The organism is Fictibacillus sp. 7GRE50 (assembly GCF_015903875.1).
Classification (GTDB): domain Bacteria; phylum Bacillota; class Bacilli; order Bacillales; family Fictibacillaceae; genus Fictibacillus; species Fictibacillus phosphorivorans.
On the sequence record NZ_JACZDW010000001.1, the window covers coordinates 742,041 to 768,438 of the forward strand.

Consider the following 26,398-nt stretch of genomic DNA (forward strand, 5'->3'; position numbering starts at 1 on the left):
ATACCACTTCTATTCTACCAGTTTGTGAAACGAGCCACAAGAAATCCCAAATCTTTTCATCGGAATTGTAGCATTCATCGTAAAGAAACTTCCTATATATGTGAAAAATTTGACACTTTCATAGAGACTGCAGACCTAAATTTTGGTAAAATAATATAAAGATGGATGGGGGAGGTTCTGAATGGAAAACACAAATCTAGACAGGACAAATAACGCTGGGCAAGGACAAAAAGCGCAGCTGCACCAAAATAAGCAGCGAAGTGAAAAAAGCAAAACGATCATTCTCACCCTCGTTCTCAGCTTCTTCATCATCGGAGGCCTTGGCACTTGGGGATATTATTCACTGTTCGGACCCAATTCTGCAGCGAGTGTAGAAGCACCGTCTGATGAGGAATTAACGGAGGCTGAAAAATCGAGCGGCACTGCTCTTTTCAAGCCGACCCTAGAAGTTCCAAAGACCGAGATCCAAAGACGAATCAATGTGATTCACGAATTTTGGAACGGTGAGCTCGGCTATGATAAATGGTCGAAATATAACATAGATACACATACACCTGTATTAAAAGAAATAGAGATTGATATACGAAATAAGATTCTGCCTTATGTAGCGGGTCCATTAAAGGCTGACATCGAGACCGCTCTTGATAAAATTGAGAAAAGTAAAAGTTCTGAGAGTGTAGAGCCACTAAAAGGCGTTCACCGCATTTTTCACGATCTCGATATATCGTTGAACGGCTACAAAGCTAGTGATTATTGGGACGTGACGGAAACAGGTAAATGGCTTGAGAAGGAAATTCAAGAATAGGTAGATTGGGCACTGTTCTCGTGATTGACTGAGGGTGGTGTTTTTTTGTTTCTTGTATTGAATGGACAACCTGCATCTGAAATTCACGGTATTTGTCGAAAATCGGATAAATTATTTTATGTACGGAATTATTCTGCTTTTTTACGGATATATTTCCATTTACCTCGTATAAAGTGTCTTTATCTACGGATATATTTTTGATGTTTTCTTGATGCGTACAAAACCTTATTATGTTCATTCTAGCTGCACACTTCAGGTGCTACATTTTGCCACGTTCTCAAATTCTTGAGTAAAAAGAAGAAAAGAGAGGCTTACTTGAACAAAGTTCAAGTAAGCCTCTCAAATTTTACGATTTCGCCGTCGTCATATAATGATCTTTCAACTGATCACGCAGTGTCCGCTTTAAAAACTTACCAACAGACGTTTTCGGGATCTCATCCATGAACACGATATCGTCTGGAATCCACCACTTCGCAAACTGTGGCCTCAAAAACTCTACAATGTCTTCTTTCGGCACTTTTCCTTTTGCTTCAGGCTTCAACACGACACATGCGAGTGGCCGCTCCTGCCATTCTGGATGAGGGACGGCGATAACAGACGCTTCGAAAACATCTGGAAACGCCATGATCGCATTCTCTAGATCAACGGATGATATCCACTCACCCCCGCTCTTGATGAGGTCCTTCGTCCGGTCGACGATCTTCACGAATCCTTCTTCATCCACCGTAACGACATCCCCGGTATGAAGCCACCCATCGTTGAACGTCCCTTCTGTCCGATCATCATTGTAATATTCGTCCGCGATCCAGTTTGAACGCAACAACAGCTCACCCATCTCGTGACTGTCCCACTTCACTTCTCCGTTCGCACCGATCACTTTCATCTCAACACCTTGCACGACATAACCTTGTTTTGCTTTGTAATCAAATTTCGTTTCTTCGTCCAGACCCTCTTGATACGTTTTCAGTCGCGTTGCGATTACAAGTGGACTCGTTTCCGTCATACCATAAGCATGCATAAACGGAATGTTATGTTTTTCTTCGAACGTTTTTATCATCCCTTTAGGTGCAGCAGATCCTCCGCAAATAACCGCTCGAAGACTAGAAGTATCATAACTATTCTGTTCGAGTTCTTGAAGAAGCCCCATCCAGATCGTTGGTACACCAGCAGCAAAGGTTACTTTTTCCATCTCAATCAGTTCCGCTAAAAGCTGTGGCGTGAATCGCGGTCCAGGCATCACTTGCTTCGAACCGAACCAAGTTGCCGCATACGGAAGGCCCCAAGCATTTACGTGGAACATCGGCACAACTGGCATAAGAACATCACTTTCTGATACAGAACCGCCATCAGCAAGTCCTAGTGACATTGAGTGAAGCACGGTCGAACGATGCGTGTACGTTACGCCTTTTGGGTTTCCTGTCGTGGCAGAAGTATAGCACATCCCAACAGGGTCGTTTTCATCGATATCCTGTGGAAATTCGTAAGCTGGATCACCCGTTTCTAATAGTTTTTCATAATGATAGAGAGGTTGAAGCGGCGATTGCGGCAGCTCGTCTTCATCCGTCATCAATATATACGCTTTTACATTTGGAATATGGTCTTTAAGAGCTTCAACAAGAGGTAGAATGTCCTGATCTACGAATAAAATCTGGTCATCGGCGTGATTGATAATGTATGCAATATGCTGAGGGGAAAGTCGGATATTGATCGTGTGAAGTACAGCTTCAACACCAGGAATGGCGAAATAAGCTTCTAGATGACGATGGTGGTTCCATGCAAGTGTTCCAACCCGCTCACCTTTTTGAACACCAAGGCGTTTTAGCGCGCTCGAAAGCCTGCGTGTTCGCTCACCAATCTCCCGGTAGCTGAACTTCCTGATCCCGGCCATCGTGCGGCTCGTTACTTCTTTTTTAGCAAAATACCGTTCCGCATGCTCTAGCATACTTGTAACTCGAAAAGGCACATTCATCATCATAACTACTTCTCCTCCTTAAATAGTAAACATAGTCATTAGTGTAAGCGTTTTCTTGTTATTCACTAGTTCCCCTTACCTACTTCAAAATCCTGCTGTTAAAACAGATTAGAGTTGAACAAAACGCAGAAAAACACGGAAAATATTTCAAAGCTGAAAAAAGTTTAAAAGATCATCGTGAATTTGCGTTACATTTACAATAATAGAAGTAGTAACGAGAATAAAATGAGAGATGTATCTGTATGAAAAGCAGAAAAAGTGTAGACGTGGAGTCTGCACTTTTTTTATTTTGCTTGTGTTTGTTTTTGAAGGTGAATCGCTTTTTTTATAGCAAGGATCGTTCCTAAATGAATACCTTCATGATAAAACGTGCGGGGCAGCACTTCCGCAAAAGTATTCATTCCAAGTTCAGTTGGTTCATCTAGCTCCTGGTGAAGTCTATGACTAAACTGCTCCTGAATCACTTGTACCTGCTCCATTAATCGGTGACGAAGTTCTTGAAGCGTTGGAGGCGTCTGCTGCCAATTCTCTGGCTTCGTTCCAAATCCGAATAACTCTCGATAATGAATCGGCGCTGGATTATCTTCACGCGTTTTATGATACAGCCAATCGTACTGATCCAAAAAAATATGCCCCAAGTTCCAGCGAATGTTGTTGTTGAAACCCTCAGGAATAAAATCCGCTTCCTCCTCAGTCAGTCCTTCCACAGCACTCAAGGTATCGTGGCGAAAAGCTGCGAGCTGTTTTAACAGAATGTCGTTTTTCATAGTAGTGGCTCCTTCATTTAGAAAATATCAGCAAGAATTACCTTTTATCGGCGAGATTTAGAATATATCGGCAAGAATCCATTTTTATCGGCGAGTTTTCAATTATATCGACGAGTTCTAGATTATATCGGCAACCTTGCTTCCTAAAACATAAAACACACCCCAGAAGAATCATGGGGTGTGTAGTCTAGTTTGGTATATGTTAGTTCGTTCCTGCAATCAGGCCATATTTGCCGTCTTTACGTCTGTACACGACGTTCATCTCACCAGATTCAGCGTTGTTGTAAACGAAGAAGTTATGTCCGAGTAAGCCCATTTGAAGAATAGCTTCCTCCGTGTCCATCGGTTTCAGATCGAATCGCTTTTCACGTACGATCTCGAAATCGTCCTCTTCCTCTAACAGTGCCGTTGATACGCCTTCTGTACCGTTAGCAAACATGTGCTTTGTGCCTTCAGCATTTCTAAATTTACGGTTTACTTTTGTTTTGTGTTTTCGTATTTGACGCTCTAATTTTTCTACCACCAAATCAATCGCAGCGTATAAATCCAAATGACGTTCCTCTGCACGAAGCAGTAGGCCCTTCATCGGTATCGTAACCTCAATGGATTGTTCATTATTGTACACCTTTAGATTGACGTGTACTTCAGAATTTGGAGTTTCGTTAAAGTATTTTGTGAGTTTCGTCACCTTTTTCTCAACGTAAGCCCTAATGGCTTCTGTCACCTCGATGTTTTCTCCACGAATGTTAAAATGCATAACTTAACTCCTCCTTTCGGTGATGTATATATATTTCGATATACCCCAAAAGAATTCCTCCGTAACATTTAAAATATTTTGACAATATTTTTACACTATCGACAAATTCTTTACAATGGCTACAAACCTTATGAGACCGGGAAAAGATCCAATCAGCCACGATTCAAAAAAATATTTTTACGAAACAAAATTTCCGTTACTTATATTTACCAATTCAGTTTTGATGCAAAAAAATAAATTTGACTTACATTCTGTAAGTTTCAAACTATGTGGTATACTAGGAATTAACCTTTAAAGCTTAAAACATTTTACAAAACCTGTTCCATCACCCCACTCGAACGTTGAGTGGGGGTTTTTTTATGTAAACTTTTTTTAAACAACAAAAAAACAGGCTCTAAAGAGAACCTGTTTTGGTATAACGAAGCTTATGCTTTTTGAACGTTAGCAGCTTGAGCGCCACGAGCACCTTGCTCAACTTCGAAAGTTACTTTTTGACCTTCGTCTAAAGATTTGAAACCATCAGTTTGGATAGCTGAGAAATGTACGAATACATCGTCTCCGTTTTCGCGCTCGATGAATCCGAAACCTTTTTCTGCGTTAAACCATTTTACTGTACCTTGTTCCATGTTTGTTGCCTCCTAGTGCGTTACCACACGATATATTGCTACTCTTGCCCAAAGTATTGCTAAAGAAGAAAAGTCGAAACTCATACAATCTTTTACGCCGAACAAAAATAATCTATCACCATCATAACAGTGATTGCCTTATGATGCAAACTAATCATTCATATTATGAAATATTTTCTAAAAATAAAAACCCGCCTGCCTGAACAGACGGGATTAAAAGTATGGTCATATTGCCTGGAATTATAGTTTAGTTACGTTAGCCGCTTGAGGCCCACGAGCTCCATCTACAATATCAAACTCGACTTGCTGACCTTCATCTAGGCTCTTGAATCCGTCCGTGTTGATTGCAGAGAAGTGTACGAACACATCGTCTCCGTCTTCGCGCTCGATAAATCCAAAACCTTTTTCTGCGTTAAACCATTTTACTTTTCCTAACATGTTTCACAATCCCTTCATCATGCGAATCTTTGTATAGATCTTCTATACACTTTATAGTATGACATATACCCAAAAAAGTTGTCAAAGGCTTAAGATTGGCGAAAAATAAGAAGTTTTGTCGAAAAATATCAATGGTCAAAAACGCATAAAAATACATTTCAAACTTAATTTATGCAATTATTTCACAAAAAAGAACCGATCAAATCGACCGGTTCTTAAAGAGTCTACATCTGTGAAACCATCTGTGCGAGCTTTGCACAAACAATTGCGCCATACGTTCCAACGATGTTACCGAGTAACCCCATTAAAAGGCCGACTGGTGCAAGCGCTGGTTGGAAAACAGAAGCTACAACAGGTGCAGAGCTTGTCCCGCCGATGTTTCCTTGTGAGCCAACCGCAACGAAAAACATAGGAGAACGCAATAACTTAGCTGCTCCAAACAAGAAAAGAATATGAATGGCAAGCCATACGATTCCCATTAAGATATATTGAGGTGCTTCTACGACATAGATCAGGTTCGCTTTTGCCCCGATTGTAGCAAGCAATAGATAGATTCCTGCGTACCCTACTTTACTCGCTCCGTAATTTTCAAGTTCACGAACTTTTGTAAAGGATAGCACGATTCCAATTGCAGAGATGATCATGATTGTCCAAGTAGCAGTGTTTAGAATATCTCCTTGTGGCAGCTTCTCGGAAAACTTCCCTACGATAAACGCTAAACCAAAACCAAGACCAAGAATTGCAAGCAATTGAGGTACGGCGATCGGACGAGCATTCTTTTTCTCAAGCTCACCAACCTGCTTGTTCACTTCTCCAATGATGCGGTTGTCAGCTTTATTCCACTTGTCAAAACGAGCTTGATAACCCGCAAGTGCAATCATGATTCCCATCCAGCTGTATCCAACAACCGTATCAACAACGATGATCGGTGATAGAATGTGTTCTGGTGTGTCCACCGCTTCAACGAGCGCTGCCATATTCGCAGAGCCCCCGATCCAGCTTCCAGCTAATGCAGCTACACCTGTCCAAGCGTCCTCTGGTAAGTACGGCTGGAAGATCGCGAGCGCTATTGGTCCACCAACGATTACACCTACCGTTCCCGCTAAGAACATGAGGATTGCTTTCGGTCCAAGTTTGAGTGTCGCTTTTACATTGATAGATAAAAGCAATAACAGCAATCCAACCGGCAGTATGTAAGCGGAAACAAAACTGTATAAATCAGAACTTGAAGGTATGATGCCAAGAGTCGTTGAGATCATCGGCAAAAAATACGTCCAGATCAGTGGCGGCGCATAGTGGAAAAACTTCCGTAGAACGTGGTTTTTGGATTCGCCCAATATGAATACGAAGCCAACTAGCGCTACTAGATAAGCAAAAATCGCCATAGGCTCCTGAATGAGCGGTCCGTTTGATGTTGCAAACATATCCCTATTCCCCCTTAAAATAACTTGAGTGACAAGTATACACTAAAAAACCATCATTACCTGTATAGTCCTTCAATTGCAAAGAGTGGGAATAGTAGCAACTTTTTTACACTTCTAATCGGAGCTTGGCCACATATAATGCACTATACAGCGTAGGAACATTAAACAGTTGTTTAAAAGGAGGCAATGGACGTTGCTGCAAATGATTGAAAAAGTCGTACTAGCTATGGCGGCCATTCGTATTTTATCCGGTACCCTTGAAATTACGGCAGCCCTATTCATGCTGCACTATAATACGGTAGAACGAGCACTCGTCATCAATTCCCTGCTTTCCATCATCGGGCCGATCATCTTTTTCTCGACGATGACGCTTGGGATCTATGGATTATCAACGAAACTGTCGTTCGGCAGCTTGATCTGGATCATGTTAGGCGTCGTTTGTATTGTTTATGGGATCAAAAGATAATCTGTATGGCTTGGCTTGCAATAATCTCGCAGAAACAACAAATATTCTCACGAAAAAGACTATTAATTTCACGAAAAATTTTATAATCTCACGAAAATAGCCAATATAAACGCGAGTCGACAAACTGACGACAAGCTTAAAACCGATACCCAGACAAATACGTCAGAAACTCTTTTTGTTTACCATGATTGTACTTCGTTAACGCATAGGTATGAGCATCAGGAATGTCCACTGAATTACAGTCCACCTCTAGCAATCGTCCTTCTAACAGCTCTCTTCTTACTGTTGATAACGGTAAGAACGAGATTCCTAACCCTTCCGCAATAAAGCGTTTTGTTATATGAATCTGAGACACCTTCATCATCCGAACGCCGGGATAACGGGATTTTACACGTCCGCAAAGATCGTCCCAATATCCTGGATGGTTATGGGTCAGTAGGTAGTTGAAGAGAAGCACTTCTTTTTCATCCAGGGGTGGCGCTGCTTCAAAATCCAGCCCATCATGCGGTGCCACTAATACGATTTTATCTTGATAAAGCATCTGACTCGTAATCTCAGCATGCGAACTTCCTAAACAAGAAAGCCCAAGGTCCACATCCTCGTTCAAAACCGCTTTCTCTATATCTTCTGAATCAATGATTTTTATCGATATCTCCACATCAGGATTGGCTTTTACATATCGTTTCAAAACAGAAGGCAAAATCGTATCTGCAATTAGCGGTGAGATTCCGATACAAAGCTTCGTATCATAGCCTTGTTGAAACGCGTTTAGATCTTCTAGTCCACTCTCATACACTTCCATCAGCTTTCTCGCATGCTGGAGGTACCTTCTCCCTTCCGCCGTAAGCTTCACTCTTCTGCCATCTCGTAAAAATAGTGACATCCCTAATTCAGATTCCAACATTTTAATATGTACTGAAACAGAGGGCTGAGAAACATGAAGAATTTCAGACGTTCTTCTAAAATTTTCGCATTCTGCCGCAGTGATAAACGTTTGTAGCCAAGAGAATTCCATCTTCCTTCAATCCCTCCTGATTAACTTTTTTTATTAAATCAATTAAAAACAATTAATATCGTAAATCATTTTCATTCTATACAATGATACTAAATAATGGAAGGAGTGAAAACCATGATGCAAAAAGGACTTGAAGGAATCGTTGCTGCGGAAACCGCGATCAGCCACATCGATGGTACTGAAGGTAAGTTAATCTATAGAGGTTACGAGATTGGTGACCTTACTTCACGTTTTTCGTTTGAAGAAGTGGCATACCTTCTTTGGTTCGGTAAACTTCCTGACGATGAACAATTACAAAATCTCAAAAGCGAACTTACAAGAAATCGTGAGCTTCCTCTTCATATAAAAACAATCCTAGATCACCTGCCTAAAGACATGGATTTGATGAGTGTCATCCGAACGGCCATTTCTTCTGAAGGTGTATCGAGTTATGAATGGAAGCCAACCGTGTCACAAGCCATTCGGTTAACAAGTCTTGTTCCGACTATCATTTGCTACCGGACATGTCGTTTGAATGGTAAGCCATTTGTTGAGCCGTCCTCCGAGTTAAGTCATGTTGAAAACTATCTATATATGCTTACAGGTAAAATACCGAGCAAAGCCCATACTCTAGCACTTGAAACATACATGATCCTAACGCTCGAGCATGGCATGAACGCTTCCACTTTTTCGGCTCGTGTTACAGCATCCACCGAATCGGATATGGTTTCAGCCGCAACATCTGCAATCGGAACGATGAAAGGACCTCTTCATGGCGGAGCACCTTCAGCGGTCATTGACTTGCTAGACGAAATTCGAAAAGCTGGAAGTGCTGAACAAGTGATTCGCGGCAAATTGGAGAATGGTGAAAAGCTCATGGGATTCGGTCACCGGGTTTATAAAACACACGATCCACGAGCGGTTGCTCTAAAAGCAACACTTCTAGAATTAGTCGGTGAAGATGAGTGGTTAGATCTCGCACTAGAAGTAGAAAAAACAGCGATAACGTTGCTCGAAGAATACAAACCAGGTAGATCGTTGTATACAAACGTAGAATTTTACGCCGCAGCGATTATGAAGGCGATCGAACTAGATCCTGCTTTATTCACCCCTACCTTTACAGCAAGCAGAATGGTCGGATGGACGTCTCACATTTTAGAGCAAGTGGAAGACAACACGATTTACCGTCCACAGTCCGTGTATACCGGGAATTTTCACGATAAAGTTACAGTTAACGAATAGCCATTCCATATAGAAGCATCTCTAAACTCAGTGGTAGAATTGAAAGTAAGAACTCTTTGAGAAAGAGGTGCTTTTTCGTGATTCTAAAATCAATTGTTTATAGAAAAGATAAGAAACAAGAAGGATATCCTTTTCAACTTCCGCTTCTTCAATCCCTTGAGTCTCTTCACTTTCAAAAACCTGTCACCATCTTAGTAGGTGAAAATGGTACAGGGAAATCAACTTTGCTCGAGGCAATCGCAGATCGAGCGGGTTCTGTTCAGATCAATCGGTCAGAAAAAGAGAACACCGCCATCAAAAAATTGGCCAAACAGTTAAAATTGACGTGGAGTGTGAAAACGAAAAAAGGATTCTTCCTAAACGCAGAGGACTTTGTTACCTTTGTGAGGCGTGCTGCGGAAATGAAGGAAACGGCGTTACAAGAATTAGCCAACATCGAAGTGGAGTACAAAGACAAGTCCGCCTATGCCAAGAGCCTAGCTTCCCTTCCTCACAACAGAACGCTGGCTGAACTCAAAGAACTTTATAATGACGGTCTCGAGTTTCGTTCACACGGAGAACGTTTTCTAGATTTCTTTCAATCACGTTTTCGCCCGAACGGCTTATATATTCTCGATGAGCCTGAAGTTCCGCTATCACCTATGAAACAGTTAAGTTTTATATCCATGTTAAAAGAGATGGAGCAGCAGAACGCGCAGTTCATTATTGCGACTCATTCACCCATCTTAATGGCCTATCCCGGTGCAGAAATCATCAGTCTCGATTCCCTGCCACCAGCTCCAACTCCTTACGAAGAACTGGAACATGTGCAGATTACGAAAAACTTTTTGGAGAGTCCGGAGAGGTATTTGAGGCATCTTTAGAAAACCGGACATCATAATATTTGTTGAAATCAGGAATCTACACACTCAAATAACATAAACAAACGCACAAAAACCAAGAAATATTTACTTTGAGTTTTCCATTTGTAATTTGCCCTTTTTTATTTTCATTTCAATATAATAAAAGATTATTAAATAAGAAATGCTTAATCCTAAAATTGGGTCTAGAATGATTTCGGGATATGCACCACCAATAAAAAAATGAATTAAGATACTCATAATGAAGGCAAGTAAAATATATAATACAAACCTAAGTATTTTTGTGGGGTTTAAAAAATTATCTATCAACCAAACCATAGGAAGTAGAAAGCAGAAAGAAATAATTGTTAATAGTACCAAAATGTAGAAATAAGTGGTTAGCACAACAAGAATTATATCTGTTTCTCCCTGCCAATCTGTAATAAATATGAAAGCTGTGATTGAAATGGAACCGATTAGTATTGTAATAAAAATTGAGGCGAATCGATAAGCGGCTATATTAAATACTCCTTGACAAACAATGAAAGTAGTCTAGTTGAATTAACTAATATTCACAATTAACTATTTAGATAATAACAAAAAACGAATATCTTCTCGCGTATTTTATTTTGTCTTTATCGCAATAATTTAAACTAGCCATTACAATACAACTTTATTAATAATCATAAGAAAACGACCAGAAATATTCTGATCGTTTTCTTATGTATTTACATATCCAATAACAGCGTTTATTCATCATTTCCTTAAATTTTTTCCTCTATTGAGCAACCTGTTGTTTTACATATTTAATTCTTTTTATCAAAATACATCCCATCCACCGACACCGACTGATACGGATTCGCATAATGGGTGTTTTTTTCTTTCTTTTTCTTCATCGTCGAAAGATTGTGCTTAATCTCTTCAAACTGCCGCGTTAAAAGGGGATCAATCGTTTCATTCATCTTTACGATCAAACGCCCCATCCGCTGTTCCTCTTCCGAGTACGTGCCAGGTAAGTTGCTGATTGTCGCTTGTCGCTGATCGAGCAATTCATTTAACCGCTCGATATATATTTCGCGCTCTTCTTTCGGCAAACCTGCGCTCATATGATCATACAGGTTCTTCGTAATCTCGAGTAAAATTTTTACGACAGGCATTACACGCGCCCTGTTTCGCCATGCTGCATGCGGCGGTTAATCTGAATTACTTCTTTCCACGTGTTGCGGAAATCCAGCACGTAGTCTTCTACTTCATCCAAGATCTTCACGTCATTTTGAATGTTCGCTTCAATCAGACGACGGTTGATGTAATCGTACATCGTCATCAATGACTTCGATACTTCAAGGTCCATGTTAAGCGTGACCATCAACTCTTGAATGATTTTTTGCGCTTTTAAAAGATTCGTATTCTTTTGTTCTGTATTCTTAAGCTCGATCCCCGTTCGCGCGAGACCGATAAACTTTAAACATCCGTTATAGAGCATAAGCGTCAACTCGCCTGGAGACGCCGTTTGGACTGAGTTATTTTGATACGCCTTGTTTGCGTTAAGTATGGACATGTAAAGGTAACACTCCTTTTTGGTTTAAAATTACTGTCCGCCGCCAAACTGCTGCATTAAGTACATGGATTGTTGGTTGGAACGTTGAATCGCTGACTCCATGGCTGAGAACTGACGCCAATAGCGGTCTTCAACCTGCTTCAAACGATCTTCAAAAGCTGAGATACGCTTGTCTACATCAGTTAATTCACGACCGAGTGTAAACTGAGCGTTGGTTCCCCCTGCATTTCCAGCTTTCAACTCAATCTTCTTTTTTGTACCCTCTATCGTTTCACGAAGTTTTTTAGCAATCCCATCGACAGAGTTTGTTCCAGCAAATAGTTTCATTACAGCGTCTGGATTAGTTGCTAACGCGTCCTTAAGCTTTGTTTCATTGATTTCTAGCTTTCCTTTGTCTTGATATATACTAGTGGTCGTAATACCAATTTCAGAAAGTTGATCATATTTTTCATCACCTGTATTTACCATTGAATACATATCCTGACGTAGTGTATTTAATCCACTCGTAAGAATTGAATCACGGCGCAACATACCACTTTTTGCTTTTTCATCCCACAATTCAACTTCTTTTTCAGATAAATCTTTACGCTGTTCATCGGTTAATGGAAGAAAATTACGATACTTAGGTTCACTTGTTTTCTTATTAATGGCATCAATTGTTTCATTATATTTGCTAACAAAATTTTTAATCATATCTACGGTAGCAGTTGTATCGCTGGAAACAGAAATATTTGAAGAACCTTTTTGCTGAAGATTATAAGTTATCCCACCGATTGAAAATGAGTTTGTTTGTTTTTTCATTTCATACCCATTAATTGAAAATTCTGCCATACCACCTTGAGTTTTACCTGTTGTGGCAATTTCTGCATTGGTAGTTGCGTTTATAAAACCCAAGCTCTTCATAAAAGTCTCAGTTTCTGAACCTGTGTCATTAATTATGATTTCAGCTTTGTCACCAGTATCTTTTTTAGTTATGACAAATTTATTTTGTTGATCATCATAAAGAGCAATTACACCTAGACCAGAAGAGTTAAACTTAGATACAATTTTTTCTATATTATCCCCTTTACCGATATCAATCGTTTGTGTAGAAGTAGTTAATCCATCACCACTTTTAACAGAAAAAGACAGCTTTACATTGTCGGCAGCTGTGTATCCAGCTAAAAGGGATCCCTCTGTTACCCACATTGCCGGTTTAGCTAAATTACTAACTTCAATGCTTGTAGCCGTATTAACCGCGTTGCCATTCGCTGTTGCGGAAACAATACTTGAGTTTGAACTTGTAACAGTTTTTTTCGAAAAATTTCCTTGCATATTAATCCCTGTAAAAATTAACTGATCCAAATCCTTTAACAACCTATTCATCGAACGGTAGTCATCACGCTGCCACTCTAGCGTTGTTTTCTTTTGCGCTAGTTTATCGAGCGGGATGCGCTCTGCTTTCATTAAGTCGCCAACAATCGTATCGATGTCCATTCCGCTGGCTAATCCGCCAATTCTCATACTCACGGTTCATCACCGTCCCTAAATTTTTTTATCTACAAAAATACCCATAAAATCAATCATATCCGCATACATATCAAGGAACTTTTTGTTTGGAATCTCCTTGAGCACCTCTTGTGTTACTTCGTCTACGACCTGAACGTAATAATCGTTCAACTTTTCGTGAAGCACAAATTTTGAAGAAGTGTGTGTTGGCTTTAACATATCGTTCATCGCATGAATCACTTTTTCTAGTGATTCTTGCGTCGGTTTACTCTGTACTGAAGCTTCGGCTTGAGTCGTTTGTTCTGGTTGGTTTTGGCTTTTAAGCACAGGCTCAGATTTTTGAAATACAGGAGAACTAATCGATTGCAGTTCCACCTTCATCGCCCCTTTTGTTTTCTCTAAAATTTATATCGGATTAATCAAAAAATTGTTGAGGAAGAGTAAAGAAAGAAGTTCAGAAAAAAAATTTATTACAATTCTATGAAACTACTCAATCTTCTAATTATTTATTGTAAAATAGTTGCTTAGGAACATAAAAAATATAGAAAAATGACCAATAATGTTTGCGGCATTTACATATAGCAATACATACTCTAAAAAATGAAAAATTGAAAACGAGAGGATTCTGGCAGTAATGAAACACCGACACTCAAAGCAACAACGAAAACGCAGCCAACAGCCGAACTTAAACGTTAAGCAAACGAAAGCCATGGAACAATCTCTACACAGAAACAGATACATAACTGGCCTCGATGGACTCAGAGCCATCGCCGTACTTGCAGTTATCGCCTATCATCTGAATTTCGAATGGGCGGCAGGCGGTCTTCTAGGGGTTACTGTCTTTTTCGTTTTATCAGGATATTTAATAACCGATCTATTAATCTCGGAATATGTAACAACAAATTCGATTAACTTTAAAAACTTCTGGATCCGCCGAGCGCGAAGGTTATTGCCAGCCATGTTTACGATGCTTCTCGTCGTTGTCACATACGTAACTTTATTCGAGCCAGCCATGCTTGAAAAACTTGAAGAAGATACTGTTGCAGCGATTTTTTATGTGAGCAACTGGTGGTATATATTCCAAGATCTTTCGTATTTCGAAAGCTTCGGCCCCCCTTCCCTTCTAACCCACTTTTGGAGTTTAGCAGTGGAAGAACAATTTTATATCCTATGGCCATTGGTCATTATCGTTCTATTAAAAATGAAAGTTCGTGAAGGTTCTCTGTTTTCTATGATGCTAGCAGGTGCACTCCTTTCAGCAGCATTCATGGCAATTCTGTACGAACCAGGTGCAGATCCGAGCCGTGTCTATTACGGAACAGATACACGCGTGTTCTCCCTTTTACTAGGAGCAAGCCTTGCCGTCATCTGGCCGAGCCGCAAACTGTCTAGCACACTACCACCAGAGATTCGTTGGAAACTAGACTTTGTCGGACTATCTGCACTCGCATTTATCTTTTACATGTTCGCAAGCACGGACCAATATCAAGATTTCCTCTACCAAGGTGGAATGGTCGCGATATCCGTTGCAGCTCTGCTAGTCGTTGCCGTTATGGTTCACCCATCAAGCAGACTCAACACGTGGTTGAGCTTTAAACCGTTACGCTGGGTCGGCATTCGTTCGTACGGAATCTATTTATGGCACTTCCCGGTTATTGTTCTGACGAGCCCTCAATGGGGAGCGGATGCGCCAAGTTTATTTAGAACGACATTTCAAATTGTACTGATCTTTGTTCTAGCTAATCTATCTTGGAAATATATTGAAAACCCGATCCGTAAAGGTGCGTTATCAAGATTCTGTAGAGTCGTGAAACGTGGAGAATGGAAACGTGAACGGTCGTTTATTGGACGGTTTGTGTTAACAGCTTGTATTCTAGGTCTTTTCATGTGCGTATCTGCAATCGGCTTCACGACAACTTCAGTAGCGTTAAGTAAGGGTAAAGTAATCTCTGCTATACAAGACAAAGTCGGCAATGAAGAGCCTCCGCCAGAAAATACGGTGAGACCAAAGCCGAAGCCTGATGGTGCTGAAGACGAAAAGCCGGCAGAAGAACCTGAAGAAAAGCCTTCTGAAGAATCACCATCTCATGATGAAAAAACAGATGAAGAGAAACAACCTGTTAAAGATACACGCTCACTCTCAGTCATTGGCGACTCCGTTATGATTGATGTGACGCCTCATATTGAGGAAGTATTCCCTAATGCCAAAGTGGACGCCAAGATCGGACGTCAGTTTAGAGAAGCAGAAGATCTCGTTCAACAGAAGAAAAGCTCAGGCAGTTTAGGAGAAATTGTTGTCATTGAGCTTGGAGCGAATGGGCCACTATCAGAAAAGAGAATGCATAACTTAATTGAGTTAATTGGTGATCGAGATATTTATATGATTACAGCACGTGTTCCTAAGCCTTGGCAGCGGGAAGTGAATGAGACGATTGAAAAAGTCGCTCCAAACTATGATAATGTTAAAGTGGTAGATTGGTTTACGAAGAGTGAGTCACATCCAGAGTATATTGGTAGTGATGGTGTGCATTTAACGCTTACTGGTGCGAAAGAGTATGCAGAATTTCTGTTTAAACATATTGATTAAAATGATTAACAAAAAAGCCAATCATCCGAAAACATACGGTGATTGGCTTTTCTATATCTACTCTTCGTCATTGTTGATTAAAGGATTGTCTTTTCCGTTCGGAGCTGGAAACTCTCCTTTGGGAAGATCTTTTAAGTAATCCGTAAGTTCTGGTAAGTAATAAGCTGAAATGGTAATCTCATATTTGAGCTGGTCGGTAACAGCATCAGCAGAGGCTGCCTCTAGTTCATCAGTTCCTGCAAATGATATTGCTTCAATTATTGTGATTCGCTTTTGTTCTTGAATAGTTTTCAAAAATTTGACTAATCCTGCATAGTCCTTAGAAACAACAGACATCTCAGCCGTAATTTTTTTTACGCCTTCTGGAAGAACTTCAGGTGCTAGTGGTGTGACATTTTCTTCTGGTGTAACTGGTTCTTCTTCAGGAATCTGACTATCATCAGTCCTCTCCGAAGTTTCAGGTGAGCCATTATTAGCACCATCTGTTGGTTGGGACTCAGGAGCAGAAGCCTCTTCTGGACTTTCACCTTCTAAAGTTCCGTCGTTCTCTGTTGTTTCACCATCTGTAAAATTCATTGTCAAAATTAAGCTATCTGATAGAACTTCGGCTTTTTCAAATTGCAGTAATAGCTGATCAACGAGTGATTTTACTGGTACTTCTTCTTGCAGAGAGTGTGTATTCTCAAGCAATGTAGAATCTGAATTCTTAGGTTTACCATCCAAGCTTTTCAAAAGTGCCTCTTGTTGTGTAATCTGTGAATCTACAGTTTCAACTTTTTGATGGAGTGGTGAAAGGATGACAAAATACCCGTATCCCCCGAAAATAAGGAGAAGAAAAAGCGTTCCAATACCTATAAATGAAACGAGTTTTTCTTTGTTCATTGGTCTTCACCTTTTAATTCTTTAATCAACTCATGATTAAATTTTAATTTATATTGAGCATGATATCTTGGTAGGAATCCTTCAAACGAGGTCATATCCTCTCCAGCTGCAAGCTCCTCAAAGTTGGTCGTTTCCATACTTTCAATGGAGGCTTGTGTTAGATATTTTGAATTTGTTAGTTCATATAAATAGTGAGAAGTTTCTTCCAGAGTATCAAAACGTGCTTCTATCGATATCGTTGAACGATCTTTCATATTTTAGGAAGTAACCTCGTTCTGGTAGTAAAGCTACAATATGCTGAAGTAAACCCACCGCTTCAATATCTTTTGCGCGAACATAATCAACTTTTTCCATTAAAGGAACTATCGTTGTTTGATCTTTGTTCTGTCCTTGAAGTTGCTGTTGTTGTACTTCAACTAATTTTTTTTCTTGTTCTAAAGCGGTCTCTTTTTGTGCGAGTTCTGAAGAAGTTAAATAATAGTCAATTCCAACCCAAGAAGCCGCACCTACAAGAAAAATTAGTAAAATGATAATATGAACCTGTGATTGAAAAGGTTTTTTCTCTTTTTGAGGTAACAGATTTATTTCTACTAACATAACTGCACCTCTTTTAAACTCAAGCCAAGCATAACATTAAACTGAGCGGGCAAAGGATGATCGGAAGAGTCTACTCGTATAACAGGAATATCTAGTTTTCCTTCTACTCTTTCCTGTATATAGGCAAGCTCAGGAAGTTCACCAGTTAAGACAATCTTCGTAACGCCTTGCTGACCTTGATTAATCGTAAATTTGTAATAATTGATGATACGTTCAATCTCTACAAGTTTATCCTCAATAAGACCGTGTACAAATCCTAATTCACCTTGCCATTTAATCATTTGTGTATCATGCGTGCTATGATTAAAGTTCCAACCCGTCATATCGTTTTCCATCTTGATATGATTAAAGAAGAGAGGCTTATGATTATGAAAGACACTAAGTTGTACTGCCGGTATATCAAATTGTAAACAAAGCGTATGATCTTCTGCTTTCACTAGTTGTTTAAGAAATAAAAGACGATATAAAGCTACACAAGATGCATCAGCTACAACTGGTTTTAATTTAACGCCCTCTAGCAGTGATGTATACTCAGCAACCATTTGTTCCGAGGCAGCAAATAGCAAAATATCTCTATCACTCTCATCTCTATCAAGCAGTACATAATCAAAGAGAGGATCTTCAAAAGGTAGATGGATGGAGCTACCTAATTCCATATAAAGATAGCCTTTAATTTCCTCTGCTAATAGCTCAGAGGGTATGTGTTGTTTACGAATAACAAGCTTGCTATCAGGAATGAGGAACTGCACCTCTCTTCCTTTTATCTCCCAATCTTCTACGCATTCTTCTAAAATGAGAAACAAAGCTTCTCGGTCGACAATGGTTCCATCCTGAATAACACCTTCAGGAAGATAACGTTCACCAGAGCTTTTAACATCAAGTAGTTCTGGATTCTTCATCTCTACGAAGCGTATGACATGATCTTGAATGATTAAGTTAATCCTTCTTTTGTTAAATAGCCCAAGTCGACCGAAATTCATTTGTTTCACCTCTGTCAATTAACAATATATTTAATTTGTAGCAGCAACAGGAGGAACTTTAACATCATCTCTTACTGGTTTAGCTTTTCCATTAATATAAAATAATGTCGTGGTTTTAGCTAATGTAACTGAATACGTTAAATTACCATTACTCGTTCCTTTTGCTACTACCACTTTACTAGCTGTACCATTATAATCTCCACCGCTAGGATCTTTAGGTGCAGACTCTAAATGGCCTGCAGTTACTAAAGCGTCCATCGTATATGTAGCTCCATTAACATTATTATTGTCAGCAACTACAGCCATTCTTGCAGCATTTATCAACTGTTCAGCATTCGCAATATGAGCATCTTTCTTTGAGTTATCTAATAGACCTCCAATACTCACCACAGCAATTGCAGCAATAATACCTAAAATTACGATAACAACCAATAGCTCAATCAACGTTAAGCCTTTTTCATTTTTTAATTGTTTTTTTAATAGATTTAACATAATATTTTTCCTCTCTTATATTGGTATTATCCAATTGTTTTATAGACTTCAAACATCGGTACAATAATGGCAATAACAATTGTTCCAACAACAGATGCCAATACAACAATCATGATTGGTTCGATCAATGACTTTAACCGATCTGTCGCCGTTTCAACTTCCTTTTCATAAAACTCCGCTACTTTTGCTAACATCTCATCGAGTGATCCTGTTTCCTCGCCTATAGATATCATTTGGGTAACAAGTGGTGGAAAAATCCAATGCTTTTTCATCGGCTCTGTTAACCGCTGTCCTTTTTCTAAAGCGTCTCTTGAATCACGGATTACTTTTGCAACTACCTCATTTTCTACAACCTTCTCAACGATGGATAATGCTTGAAGAATGGGTACAGAACTTGAGAACAAAGAGCTAAGAGTCCTTGTCATTCTGGCTAAAACGGATTTTTGCAGAATTTTACCGAACACCGGGATCTTCAACAATGTATAATCCAAGTAAAATTTGCTAGAGGGATTTCTCCTTACAAAAATAATAGCTATGTAAAAAAGCACTCCCAAAACAATAAATAGCCACCAAAAAACTTGTACAAAATCACTGGCACTGAGAACAACCTTTGTAATCAAAGGAAGCTCTCCACCTGCATCCTCGAGCATCGCGGCAAAGCTAGGAACAACTTTTGCGAGCAAGAAAATAACAACGAAGACAGCAACTACACCCACAATCATCGGATACATCATCGCTGATACAATCTTTTGCTTCGTGTAATGCTGTTTCTCAAAATACGTTGCCAGCTGATCAAGCGTATCATCAAGACTACCACTGACTTCTCCTGCTGAAATCATGTTGATGACGATCGAAGGGAAGATCGCTCGGTGTTTCCCCATCGCTACTGACAATAGATTCCCTTGTCGCAGCTCCTCTTCAATGTCCCTCAAGACTTTTTGAAGAGCTTTACTTTCGGTCTGAGCGGACAGGATGCTAGTTGCATCTACCACGGTTACTCCTGCTCGAAGAAGCGTTGCGAACTGTCTAAGAAAAATGACAAATTGCTGTGACTTTACTTGCTTTCCAATGGAAATCTCTTTGTTCAAGAATGTTTGCTTCATTTCTTGAACATCCGTTACAGCAATCCCCTTTTCTTTCAACTTCAGCACTGCTTCTCTTTTGGAAAGGCCAAGGACTTGCCCTGTACGCCTCTTCCCGCTCCTGTCACGACCTACGTAACTAAACTGTGCCATATTCTATCCCCCCGTTTCCTGGAGGTAGGGCTCTACATATTCTTTTGAGATCTCATTTTTCTCATATGCTTCTCGTACTGACATCTCAAAAGTATGCATGCCCGCGCTTCTGCTTGTCTGCATCACACTTTGCAACTGATGGTTCTTTTCGTTACGTATTAAGTTAGCGACAGCTGGTGTATTCACTAAAATTTCTGTAATGGCTTTTCTCCCTTTACCATTAATGGTCGGAAGCAGCCGCTGTGACATAACACCTACTAATACGGAAGCTAGCTGAATACGTACCTGTCCTTGCTGTTCTGGAGGAAACACGTCTACGATCCTATCAACTGTAGAAGGAGCGTTCGATGTATGAAGTGTTCCTAATACAAGGTGACCCGTTTCTGCTGCTGTGATGGCGGTTGCGATTGTCTCCAAATCTCTCATCTCACCTAAAAGAATGACATCAGGATCTTGACGAAGAGCCGATCGGAGACCGTTTGCAAAATTATTGGTGTCAAAACCAATTTCACGCTGATCGATTACACACGTATGGTGCCGGTGCAAATATTCGATCGGGTCCTCTAACGTAATAATGTGCCGGCTCATTGTCCGGTTCATATAGTCGATCATCGAGGCTAGGGTAGTCGACTTTCCACTTCCCGTAGGACCTGTGACAAGCACGAGTCCCTGATGTTTGGTAGCCATCTTACGAACAATCTCTGGTAAAGAAAGCTCCTCTAGACTAGGAATGGAAGTCGGTATAATTCTAATCGCTAAGCTAACACATGAGCGTTGTCTGTATGCATTCACTCGGAATCGTGACAGTCCTTGAATGCCATAAGAAATATCGATTTCACCTGTCTCTTCGAAAGCTGAGTAATATTTCGGATCAATAACCGTTTGTGCAATACCTAATGTATCTTCTGGTCTTAACGACTCACTGCCATACCGCTTAAGAGCACCATTTATACGAAAAACAGGCGGCATTCCAACAGAGAGATGTACATCCGAAGCCTTCAATTGAAATGCTGCTCGTAGCCACTGCTCTAGCTTTTCTTTCATGTCTGCCACCTACTCACTTATTGCTACTCTTAGAACTTCTTCAGTAGTGGTTAAACCTTGTTTTACTTTTAACAGACCATCATCAATGAGGAAGATCGTTCCGTTTTTCATGGCATACTCTCGGATCTCAAGAATTGGTTTGTTGTTCATAATCATCTGTCGGATATGCTCGTCCACTACCAATATTTCGTGAATCGCAATCCTTCCTTTATAACCGGTCATGTTACACATCCCGCACCCTTTACCACGAGAAATAGCTTCAATTTTAATGCCACGCTTTAAAAAGATTTCTTTCTCGCGTTCCGTCACTTTAAACGTTTGTTTACAATCTCTACAAACTTTTCGAACTAGACGTTGTGCCACTATACCTGATAGAGAAGCTGCAACAAGGAACGGTTCGACACCCATGTCTGTTAAACGAGCGATCGTGCCGATTGAATCATTCGTGTGAAGTGTGCTAAGAACGAGATGGCCCGTTAACGAGGCTCTAACCGCAATTTCAGCAGTTTCTGTATCTCGAATCTCACCTACCATCACGACATCAGGATCTTGTCGCAGAATGGATCGCAGACCACTAGCAAATGTTAATCCTACTGCAGCATTTACCTGAATCTGGTTGATGCCTTCAAGCTGATATTCAACAGGGTCTTCAACCGTTACTATGTTTACTTCCTCACTGTTCAAACGATTTAGTGCTGCATAAAGCGTAGAAGATTTACCGGATCCAGTAGGTCCTGTTATTAAAATAATCCCGTTAGGCTGTTTAATAAGAGTCGTGAATCGTTTGTAATTCAACTTATTAAATCCTAAATTATCTAAATTGTTTAACGTGCTTCCAAGATCTAGTATCCGCAGTACAATCTTCTCACCAAAAATGGCGGGTAAGGTTGATACACGCAGATCTACTGGATGCATCTCTAAGTTGAGTTTAATCCGCCCATCTTGGGGTAAACGATTCTCCGTGATGTTCAGGTTTGCCATGATCTTGATGCGAGCTGTCAGCATGTTCTGCATATGCTTTGGCAAGCTTCGCTCCGTCTTCAAAAGTCCGTCTATTCTATACCTGACGAGCAGCTTTGTCTCATGTGGATCAAAGTGAATATCACTAGCCTTTTGCTGGATCGCTTGTTGGATAATTTGATTGACGAGTTTAACAATAGGAGAATCATCCTCAGTGATCCGACTCTCATCTGTTAGTGCTGTCCCTTGAGGCAACAACTCTAACAGTTCATTCATAGAATCATCTACATCATAATATTTATTTTGCGCACGGATGATATCGTCCTTTGCTGAAATAACCCTCTCAATCTGGAAGCCTGTCGTTAAACGAAGATCATCAATCACCATGAAGTCCATTGGATCTGCCATCGCCACAAAAAGCTTTTCACCCTCTTTCTTGATAGGGATCAAGAAGTTTCTTCTAGCAAACTCTCGTGGAACGATGGCAATCGCTTGCTCTTCAATCGGATATCGATACAAACTGATATGTGGAATACCGAGCTGGAACTCCAGAACCTCAATTAACTGCTGCTCGGATAGATAACCTTTTTCAATGAGGGCATCTCCAAGCTTCTGATTCTTTCTCTTGTCCTGTAACGTTTGGTTAAGAAGTTCCTCAGTAATTAATCCCGATTCAACTAACAAATCGCCAAGACGTTTTTTTACAATCATTACTTAGAAACACCCCCTTGTGGCTGAGCCTCAGATGTCTCGCCCTCGTTTCCGTTAGGCACCTTGTCCGTCGGGGTCGGAATACTAGGAAGAACCGGCGCAAACGGATCTGGATTAGCCGGATTTTGAGGATACGGATAATACGGATACACAGGTGGCATCGTACCATCATTCGGAATGCCTTCTACTGGCATCCCTTCTTCTATTTCTTCCCCTTCAGCAGGTTCCACTGGATAACCACGTTCTTCTATACGGTGTTTAGGAGGATAAAAGTCTTCAAACAGTTTCACTCTTGCAGACTCTTTCCCCGCTTCGTCATAAGAGACACGATACACTTTTCCTAAATAACCTTTTCTCCCTGTTTCAACTAAAACTGAGCTTGAAAAGTAGGAGAGGTTCTCGTTAAAGTGAATGATGGTCTTCGGTTCAAACTCCTCTTTCTTAACCACAATTCTGTAAGGGTGAGGTAACTGTATCCCTACAACTGAAACCGATAGCTTCCCATCCTGAATAAAAAGCTCTAACGCATAAGGAGTTGGATTAGGATTCTGAAAAGCTAGGTCCGTTTCAATGGGATTCACATACGCCTCATAACCAAGCTCTACATATTCAGGTAGCTGTCTAGAAATGTGACGTTCTATAAATTCAAAATTAGTTTTTACAACAGCTGAATAGATAGCACTTCCAAGCACATTAATATCAATTGAATCTTGTGCAGTCATTCCTTTCTCCTCAATAGCCTCTAATAAAGAGAAGGAACCACCAGATTTAATTTCATATCCATTTAAAGCCTCAACCCATTCATCCAACAATGGCAGTTCACCTGATAGCTCAATTGAACTTTCGCTCACGATTTCGTCTGGTTGTCCTGCAGTTGTTAGAAATTCATTAACCTCGACTTCTGTAGTACCTGTTTTTAGGGATTGTCCGATCTGCTTTAACTGGCGAAACAGCAAATCTTTATCTAGAACTTCTAAAAGTCCAGAATCCTTCCATTCATTTAAACCTTCGTTTACTAGATCTCCATTTAAAGAAGCGATCAAAGTTCCGTTATTCTGGTTCGCTTGTTTCACACTATCCTCTGGCTGAAACACCCAAGATTCAGGACTAATCGTCACCTTTTGCTTTTGATAAAGAAGGACGACTTGGCTTTCTTCCTTCCACTTGTTAGTTCTATCTTTTACTCTTTGAACCGCTTCTTCGTAGGTGAGTCCTTCCAGTGAAACTGAGGCTACTTGAACCCCCTTATCAAATGTTTCTTCAGCGAATAAACTATAGTATAGATTCGTAGACAAAAGGCTTGTGGAAAATATAAAAAAAGACATTAGGCTAATCATTCCAAATAATAATAGAAATCGTCTTGGATTGAATTCTGTTTTAGCCATAGCCTATCCTTTAGCCGACAACATTCATAGAAAGTTCAGCTAGTACTGCAGGTCCGTGTTCTTGTGCAGCTTCAACGTCTTCTTTTTTTAACTGAGTGCCATTTGGGAAAAGAAGTACACCATTTCTAGAGAAAATGTCTTTTGTTGTAGTTCTGCCCGTTAATAATTGATATTGCTTTTCTTTAATCATATCAGGCTCATTTGATACAGCATCTTCTTGTTTCATAAGGAGCAATTCTGCTCGATCCAAAAATTTCAATTCGGATTCTTCTTTAACAACTAATAAATTACGACCATAGGTAATTACGTATTCTGCAGCAAGAACCAATTCTTTGGATTGAACCGATACGGCAATACCTAGAATAGATCCATTATCTTCATCAATAAAGAATTCTGTCGCTTCCCCAATTAACTGGCCTTTCCGATCAATGATCTTTGCTCCTGCAATTCCAATCTTCTTCTGAACTAGTTCGTTTGCAATAGGAATCTCTGTTAAATCAAAGATTGAATTTCGATCTTCAATCATTACAGCAAATTCTCCAACCCCTGCTATCTTCTTAAATGGAATCGCTCTTACACTAATCTGCCAATCTTCATGTTCAACTGTTAAAAAATCCACTGTACGCTGTTGAGAATTTACTACAAGTGATTTTACACTTCCTACTTCTGTTCCATCTTGAATGCTAATTATCGGCAATCCGATAAACTGGTTGCTTTTTTTCATTCTTGATTCACCTTTTCCTTTATGTGTAATTTAATCTAATGAAGATAAATAATGTTTAATTTCTTCTTGAATGATAGGATAATCTGACAATCTCTCACCCATGCTTTGTAGAATAGCTTTTGCTCCTTTAGCATAATTTGTTGCCAAAAAGGATTCTACTAATAATTTTGCAAAAAGATAATAATCTTTGTTTGATAGAGGCTCTTCTAAAATAGCCAATAACATAGAGTGATAAAAGTCAAAATCCTGTTTCTCTTGATAATGACTAAGCGTATGTAAAAGCATATCCTGAACCGCAAAATCCATATCTAAAGGACTAACAACGTTCAGCTCTTCACTGATGATTTCGGACTCAATTATTATCTCTATATCATTTATCGGCTCAACTTTAGAAATTACTAGTTCTTTCTCTATAGAATTTTCGACAACCTCTAGAGAAATTTCAGATATGTCTATGTGCTCGATCTCTTCTAATTCCTTAACACTATCTTCTCGTTCTATTTCTTCTACTTCGGCTACTGATAACTCAATTTCAAGTTCTGTTTCTAACTCTGTTTCAAGCTCAGTTTCATCAAGCTCATCAAATAACTCTGCTCGTTCCAGAATCATTTCATCGATCGTCTCAAATTCAGAATTCTCCTCCGAGTTCAAATCTATTAAATCAGATCGATTGATCTCTAGAAACTCAAATTCATTCTCTTGCTTCTGCAGTTCTTCAAGCGATAATAACAGGTCATCTTCAACAACGACCTCTTCCTCAGAAACATCTTCGAGTATTAAATCAACGGAAGTTACCTCTAAATCATCTATCCATACACCCTCTAATGAAAAGGAATCTTCTAACAGAATAGGTATTTCATCGTTTAGCTCTTCTCTATTTTGAACCGTTTCTTCAAGAGTTGGAGCTAACGCTTCTTCGATCATGAGCTGTTCCATGCGATTGTCCCTAGGTAACGTGGGTTGGATTGAATGTGCTACACTAGCCACTTCTTCTCTAGGAGATGTATTAAGAACAGGCATCCATTTTTCTGAAGCATACGCAGCTGTAAACGCAAGACTAAGAATGACAGCTAAAGCGATCCAGTACGACATATAATTTAACGTCCCAATACCTCCTATTGCTAGAAAAAATGATACTCCAATCAAAATTAATTTATCTCTATTTGATAGTTTAATAGGCAAATAAAGAACGATAGGAGTAACAACCAATAAACACAATATAGCAACTATGAAATATGTCACGGTATCCCTCCTTAATTTTCAAAATATTTATTAAATGATATATCTTTTTTACTATATTACTACAAAACTATACAAAAAAATCCAATAAATGCAAATATTCCTGAGAATTATTGTATACTACTTATATACTAAATGGAAATGAAATTTAGTTTCAAATTTAACTTTGAATTCAGGGGGATGTGC

27 protein-coding genes are annotated in these 26,398 nt (G+C 39.7%); 5 read left to right on the forward strand and 22 right to left on the reverse strand.

The genetic code is table 11. From position 1 onward, the window contains the following. Positions 1 to 181 precede the first annotated feature (181 nt). A complete protein-coding gene (locus IHV12_RS03730) occupies positions 182 to 805 on the forward strand; it encodes a hypothetical protein (RefSeq protein WP_197189851.1) in 624 nt (207 codons plus the stop codon). 346 nt (positions 806 to 1,151) lie between these two features. Here the strand turns inward: IHV12_RS03730 and IHV12_RS03735 are convergent, their stop codons facing one another. From IHV12_RS03735 to IHV12_RS03760, 6 genes are all read right to left on the reverse strand, one after another. Next, positions 1,152 to 2,780, reverse strand: a complete 1,629-nt coding sequence (locus IHV12_RS03735; protein WP_197189852.1) for a long-chain fatty acid--CoA ligase — start codon at positions 2,778 to 2,780, stop codon at positions 1,152 to 1,154. 281 nt (positions 2,781 to 3,061) lie between these two features. After that, positions 3,062 to 3,544, reverse strand: a complete 483-nt coding sequence (locus IHV12_RS03740) for a DinB family protein (protein ID WP_197189853.1) — start codon at positions 3,542 to 3,544, stop codon at positions 3,062 to 3,064. Positions 3,545 to 3,746: 202 nt separating this feature from the next. Continuing rightward, positions 3,747 to 4,301 carry a ribosome hibernation-promoting factor, HPF/YfiA family gene (gene hpf, locus IHV12_RS03745; protein ID WP_144697887.1) on the reverse strand — a complete coding sequence of 185 codons (555 nt, stop codon included), beginning with the start codon at positions 4,299 to 4,301 and terminating at the stop codon, positions 3,747 to 3,749. 425 nt (positions 4,302 to 4,726) lie between these two features. Further along, entirely contained in the window at positions 4,727 to 4,927 is a 201-nt protein-coding gene (gene cspC, locus IHV12_RS03750; RefSeq protein ID WP_077359956.1) for a cold shock protein CspC, read from the reverse strand. Between the two features lie 240 nt (positions 4,928 to 5,167). Further along, complete coding sequence (locus IHV12_RS03755; RefSeq protein ID WP_066245425.1) at positions 5,168 to 5,365, reverse strand: cold shock domain-containing protein; 198 nt, start codon at positions 5,363 to 5,365, stop codon at positions 5,168 to 5,170. A gap of 224 nt (positions 5,366 to 5,589) precedes the next feature. Then, complete coding sequence (locus IHV12_RS03760; protein WP_197189854.1) at positions 5,590 to 6,789, reverse strand: DUF819 domain-containing protein; 1,200 nt, start codon at positions 6,787 to 6,789, stop codon at positions 5,590 to 5,592. A 202-nt stretch (positions 6,790 to 6,991) separates the two neighbouring features. On the opposite strand from IHV12_RS03760, the gene IHV12_RS03765 reads away from it, so the two are divergent. After that, the gene (locus IHV12_RS03765) at positions 6,992 to 7,255 is read left to right on the forward strand and encodes a YqhV family protein (protein WP_171005664.1); all 264 of its coding nucleotides are present in this window, start codon (positions 6,992 to 6,994) and stop codon (positions 7,253 to 7,255) included. A 136-nt stretch (positions 7,256 to 7,391) separates the two neighbouring features. On the opposite strand, the gene IHV12_RS03770 is transcribed toward IHV12_RS03765, so the two are convergent. Continuing rightward, positions 7,392 to 8,270 (reverse strand): LysR family transcriptional regulator, encoded by an 879-nt coding sequence (locus IHV12_RS03770; protein WP_197189855.1) that lies wholly within the window; start codon positions 8,268 to 8,270, stop codon positions 7,392 to 7,394. 114 nt (positions 8,271 to 8,384) lie between these two features. Between IHV12_RS03770 and IHV12_RS03775 the strand changes: the two genes are divergently transcribed. Continuing rightward, the gene (locus tag IHV12_RS03775; RefSeq protein ID WP_197189856.1) at positions 8,385 to 9,491 is read left to right on the forward strand and encodes a citrate synthase/methylcitrate synthase; all 1,107 of its coding nucleotides are present in this window, start codon (positions 8,385 to 8,387) and stop codon (positions 9,489 to 9,491) included. A gap of 77 nt (positions 9,492 to 9,568) precedes the next feature. Continuing rightward, on the forward strand, positions 9,569 to 10,354 hold the full coding sequence (locus IHV12_RS03780) for an AAA family ATPase (RefSeq protein ID WP_197189857.1): 786 nt from the start codon (positions 9,569 to 9,571) through the stop codon (positions 10,352 to 10,354). 782 nt (positions 10,355 to 11,136) lie between these two features. Here IHV12_RS03780 and IHV12_RS03785 read toward each other — a convergent pair. Genes IHV12_RS03785 through flaG form a run of 4 tightly spaced genes read right to left on the reverse strand, consistent with a single transcriptional unit; the run spans position 11,137 to position 13,751 of the window. Continuing rightward, positions 11,137 to 11,487 (reverse strand): flagellar protein FliT, encoded by a 351-nt coding sequence (locus tag IHV12_RS03785; RefSeq protein ID WP_197189858.1) that lies wholly within the window; start codon positions 11,485 to 11,487, stop codon positions 11,137 to 11,139. Next, complete coding sequence (gene fliS / locus IHV12_RS03790; protein WP_066397945.1) at positions 11,487 to 11,888, reverse strand: flagellar export chaperone FliS; 402 nt, start codon at positions 11,886 to 11,888, stop codon at positions 11,487 to 11,489. Before fliS ends, IHV12_RS03785 begins: the two co-directional genes overlap by 1 nt. A gap of 30 nt (positions 11,889 to 11,918) precedes the next feature. Next, on the reverse strand, positions 11,919 to 13,391 hold the full coding sequence (locus tag IHV12_RS03795) for a flagellar hook-associated protein 2 (protein WP_197189859.1): 1,473 nt from the start codon (positions 13,389 to 13,391) through the stop codon (positions 11,919 to 11,921). 21 nt (positions 13,392 to 13,412) lie between these two features. Next, positions 13,413 to 13,751, reverse strand: coding sequence for a flagellar protein FlaG (flaG, locus tag IHV12_RS03800; protein ID WP_370568762.1), 339 nt, complete (start codon positions 13,749 to 13,751; stop codon positions 13,413 to 13,415). 259 nt (positions 13,752 to 14,010) lie between these two features. On the opposite strand from flaG, the gene IHV12_RS03805 reads away from it, so the two are divergent. After that, positions 14,011 to 15,963: an acyltransferase family protein gene (locus IHV12_RS03805; RefSeq protein ID WP_231620626.1), complete on the forward strand. Its 1,953-nt coding sequence runs from the start codon at positions 14,011 to 14,013 to the stop codon at positions 15,961 to 15,963. A 57-nt stretch (positions 15,964 to 16,020) separates the two neighbouring features. Here IHV12_RS03805 and IHV12_RS03810 read toward each other — a convergent pair whose 3' ends face one another. Genes IHV12_RS03810 through IHV12_RS03860 form a run of 11 tightly spaced genes read right to left on the reverse strand, consistent with a single transcriptional unit; the run spans position 16,021 to position 26,215 of the window. Next, positions 16,021 to 16,845, reverse strand: a complete 825-nt coding sequence (locus IHV12_RS03810; RefSeq protein WP_197189861.1) for a hypothetical protein — start codon at positions 16,843 to 16,845, stop codon at positions 16,021 to 16,023. Beyond that, positions 16,842 to 17,099 (reverse strand): hypothetical protein, encoded by a 258-nt coding sequence (locus tag IHV12_RS03815; RefSeq protein ID WP_197189862.1) that lies wholly within the window; start codon positions 17,097 to 17,099, stop codon positions 16,842 to 16,844. The genes IHV12_RS03810 and IHV12_RS03815 overlap by 4 nt, the downstream gene beginning before the upstream one ends. Further along, on the reverse strand, positions 17,059 to 17,442 hold the full coding sequence (locus IHV12_RS03820; RefSeq protein ID WP_197189863.1) for a hypothetical protein: 384 nt from the start codon (positions 17,440 to 17,442) through the stop codon (positions 17,059 to 17,061). The genes IHV12_RS03815 and IHV12_RS03820 overlap by 41 nt, the downstream gene beginning before the upstream one ends. Beyond that, entirely contained in the window at positions 17,436 to 18,422 is a 987-nt protein-coding gene (gene pilM, locus IHV12_RS03825) for a type IV pilus biogenesis protein PilM (protein ID WP_197189864.1), read from the reverse strand. The genes IHV12_RS03820 and pilM overlap by 7 nt, the downstream gene beginning before the upstream one ends. A gap of 30 nt (positions 18,423 to 18,452) precedes the next feature. Further along, the gene (locus IHV12_RS03830; RefSeq protein WP_197189865.1) at positions 18,453 to 18,914 is read right to left on the reverse strand and encodes a type II secretion system protein; all 462 of its coding nucleotides are present in this window, start codon (positions 18,912 to 18,914) and stop codon (positions 18,453 to 18,455) included. Positions 18,915 to 18,940: 26 nt separating this feature from the next. Beyond that, positions 18,941 to 20,149: a type II secretion system F family protein gene (locus tag IHV12_RS03835; protein WP_197189866.1), complete on the reverse strand. Its 1,209-nt coding sequence runs from the start codon at positions 20,147 to 20,149 to the stop codon at positions 18,941 to 18,943. 3 nt (positions 20,150 to 20,152) lie between these two features. After that, positions 20,153 to 21,193, reverse strand: coding sequence for a type IV pilus twitching motility protein PilT (locus tag IHV12_RS03840; RefSeq protein ID WP_197189867.1), 1,041 nt, complete (start codon positions 21,191 to 21,193; stop codon positions 20,153 to 20,155). Positions 21,194 to 21,202: 9 nt separating this feature from the next. Further along, positions 21,203 to 22,864: a GspE/PulE family protein gene (locus IHV12_RS03845; RefSeq protein WP_197189868.1), complete on the reverse strand. Its 1,662-nt coding sequence runs from the start codon at positions 22,862 to 22,864 to the stop codon at positions 21,203 to 21,205. Beyond that, complete coding sequence (locus IHV12_RS03850; RefSeq protein ID WP_197189869.1) at positions 22,864 to 24,249, reverse strand: VanW family protein; 1,386 nt, start codon at positions 24,247 to 24,249, stop codon at positions 22,864 to 22,866. Before IHV12_RS03850 ends, IHV12_RS03845 begins: the two co-directional genes overlap by 1 nt. A 10-nt stretch (positions 24,250 to 24,259) precedes the next feature. Beyond that, positions 24,260 to 24,973 carry a PRC-barrel domain-containing protein gene (locus tag IHV12_RS03855; protein WP_197189870.1) on the reverse strand — a complete coding sequence of 238 codons (714 nt, stop codon included), beginning with the start codon at positions 24,971 to 24,973 and terminating at the stop codon, positions 24,260 to 24,262. Between the two features lie 30 nt (positions 24,974 to 25,003). After that, positions 25,004 to 26,215, reverse strand: a complete 1,212-nt coding sequence (locus IHV12_RS03860; RefSeq protein WP_197189871.1) for a hypothetical protein — start codon at positions 26,213 to 26,215, stop codon at positions 25,004 to 25,006. Positions 26,216 to 26,398 lie beyond the last annotated feature (183 nt).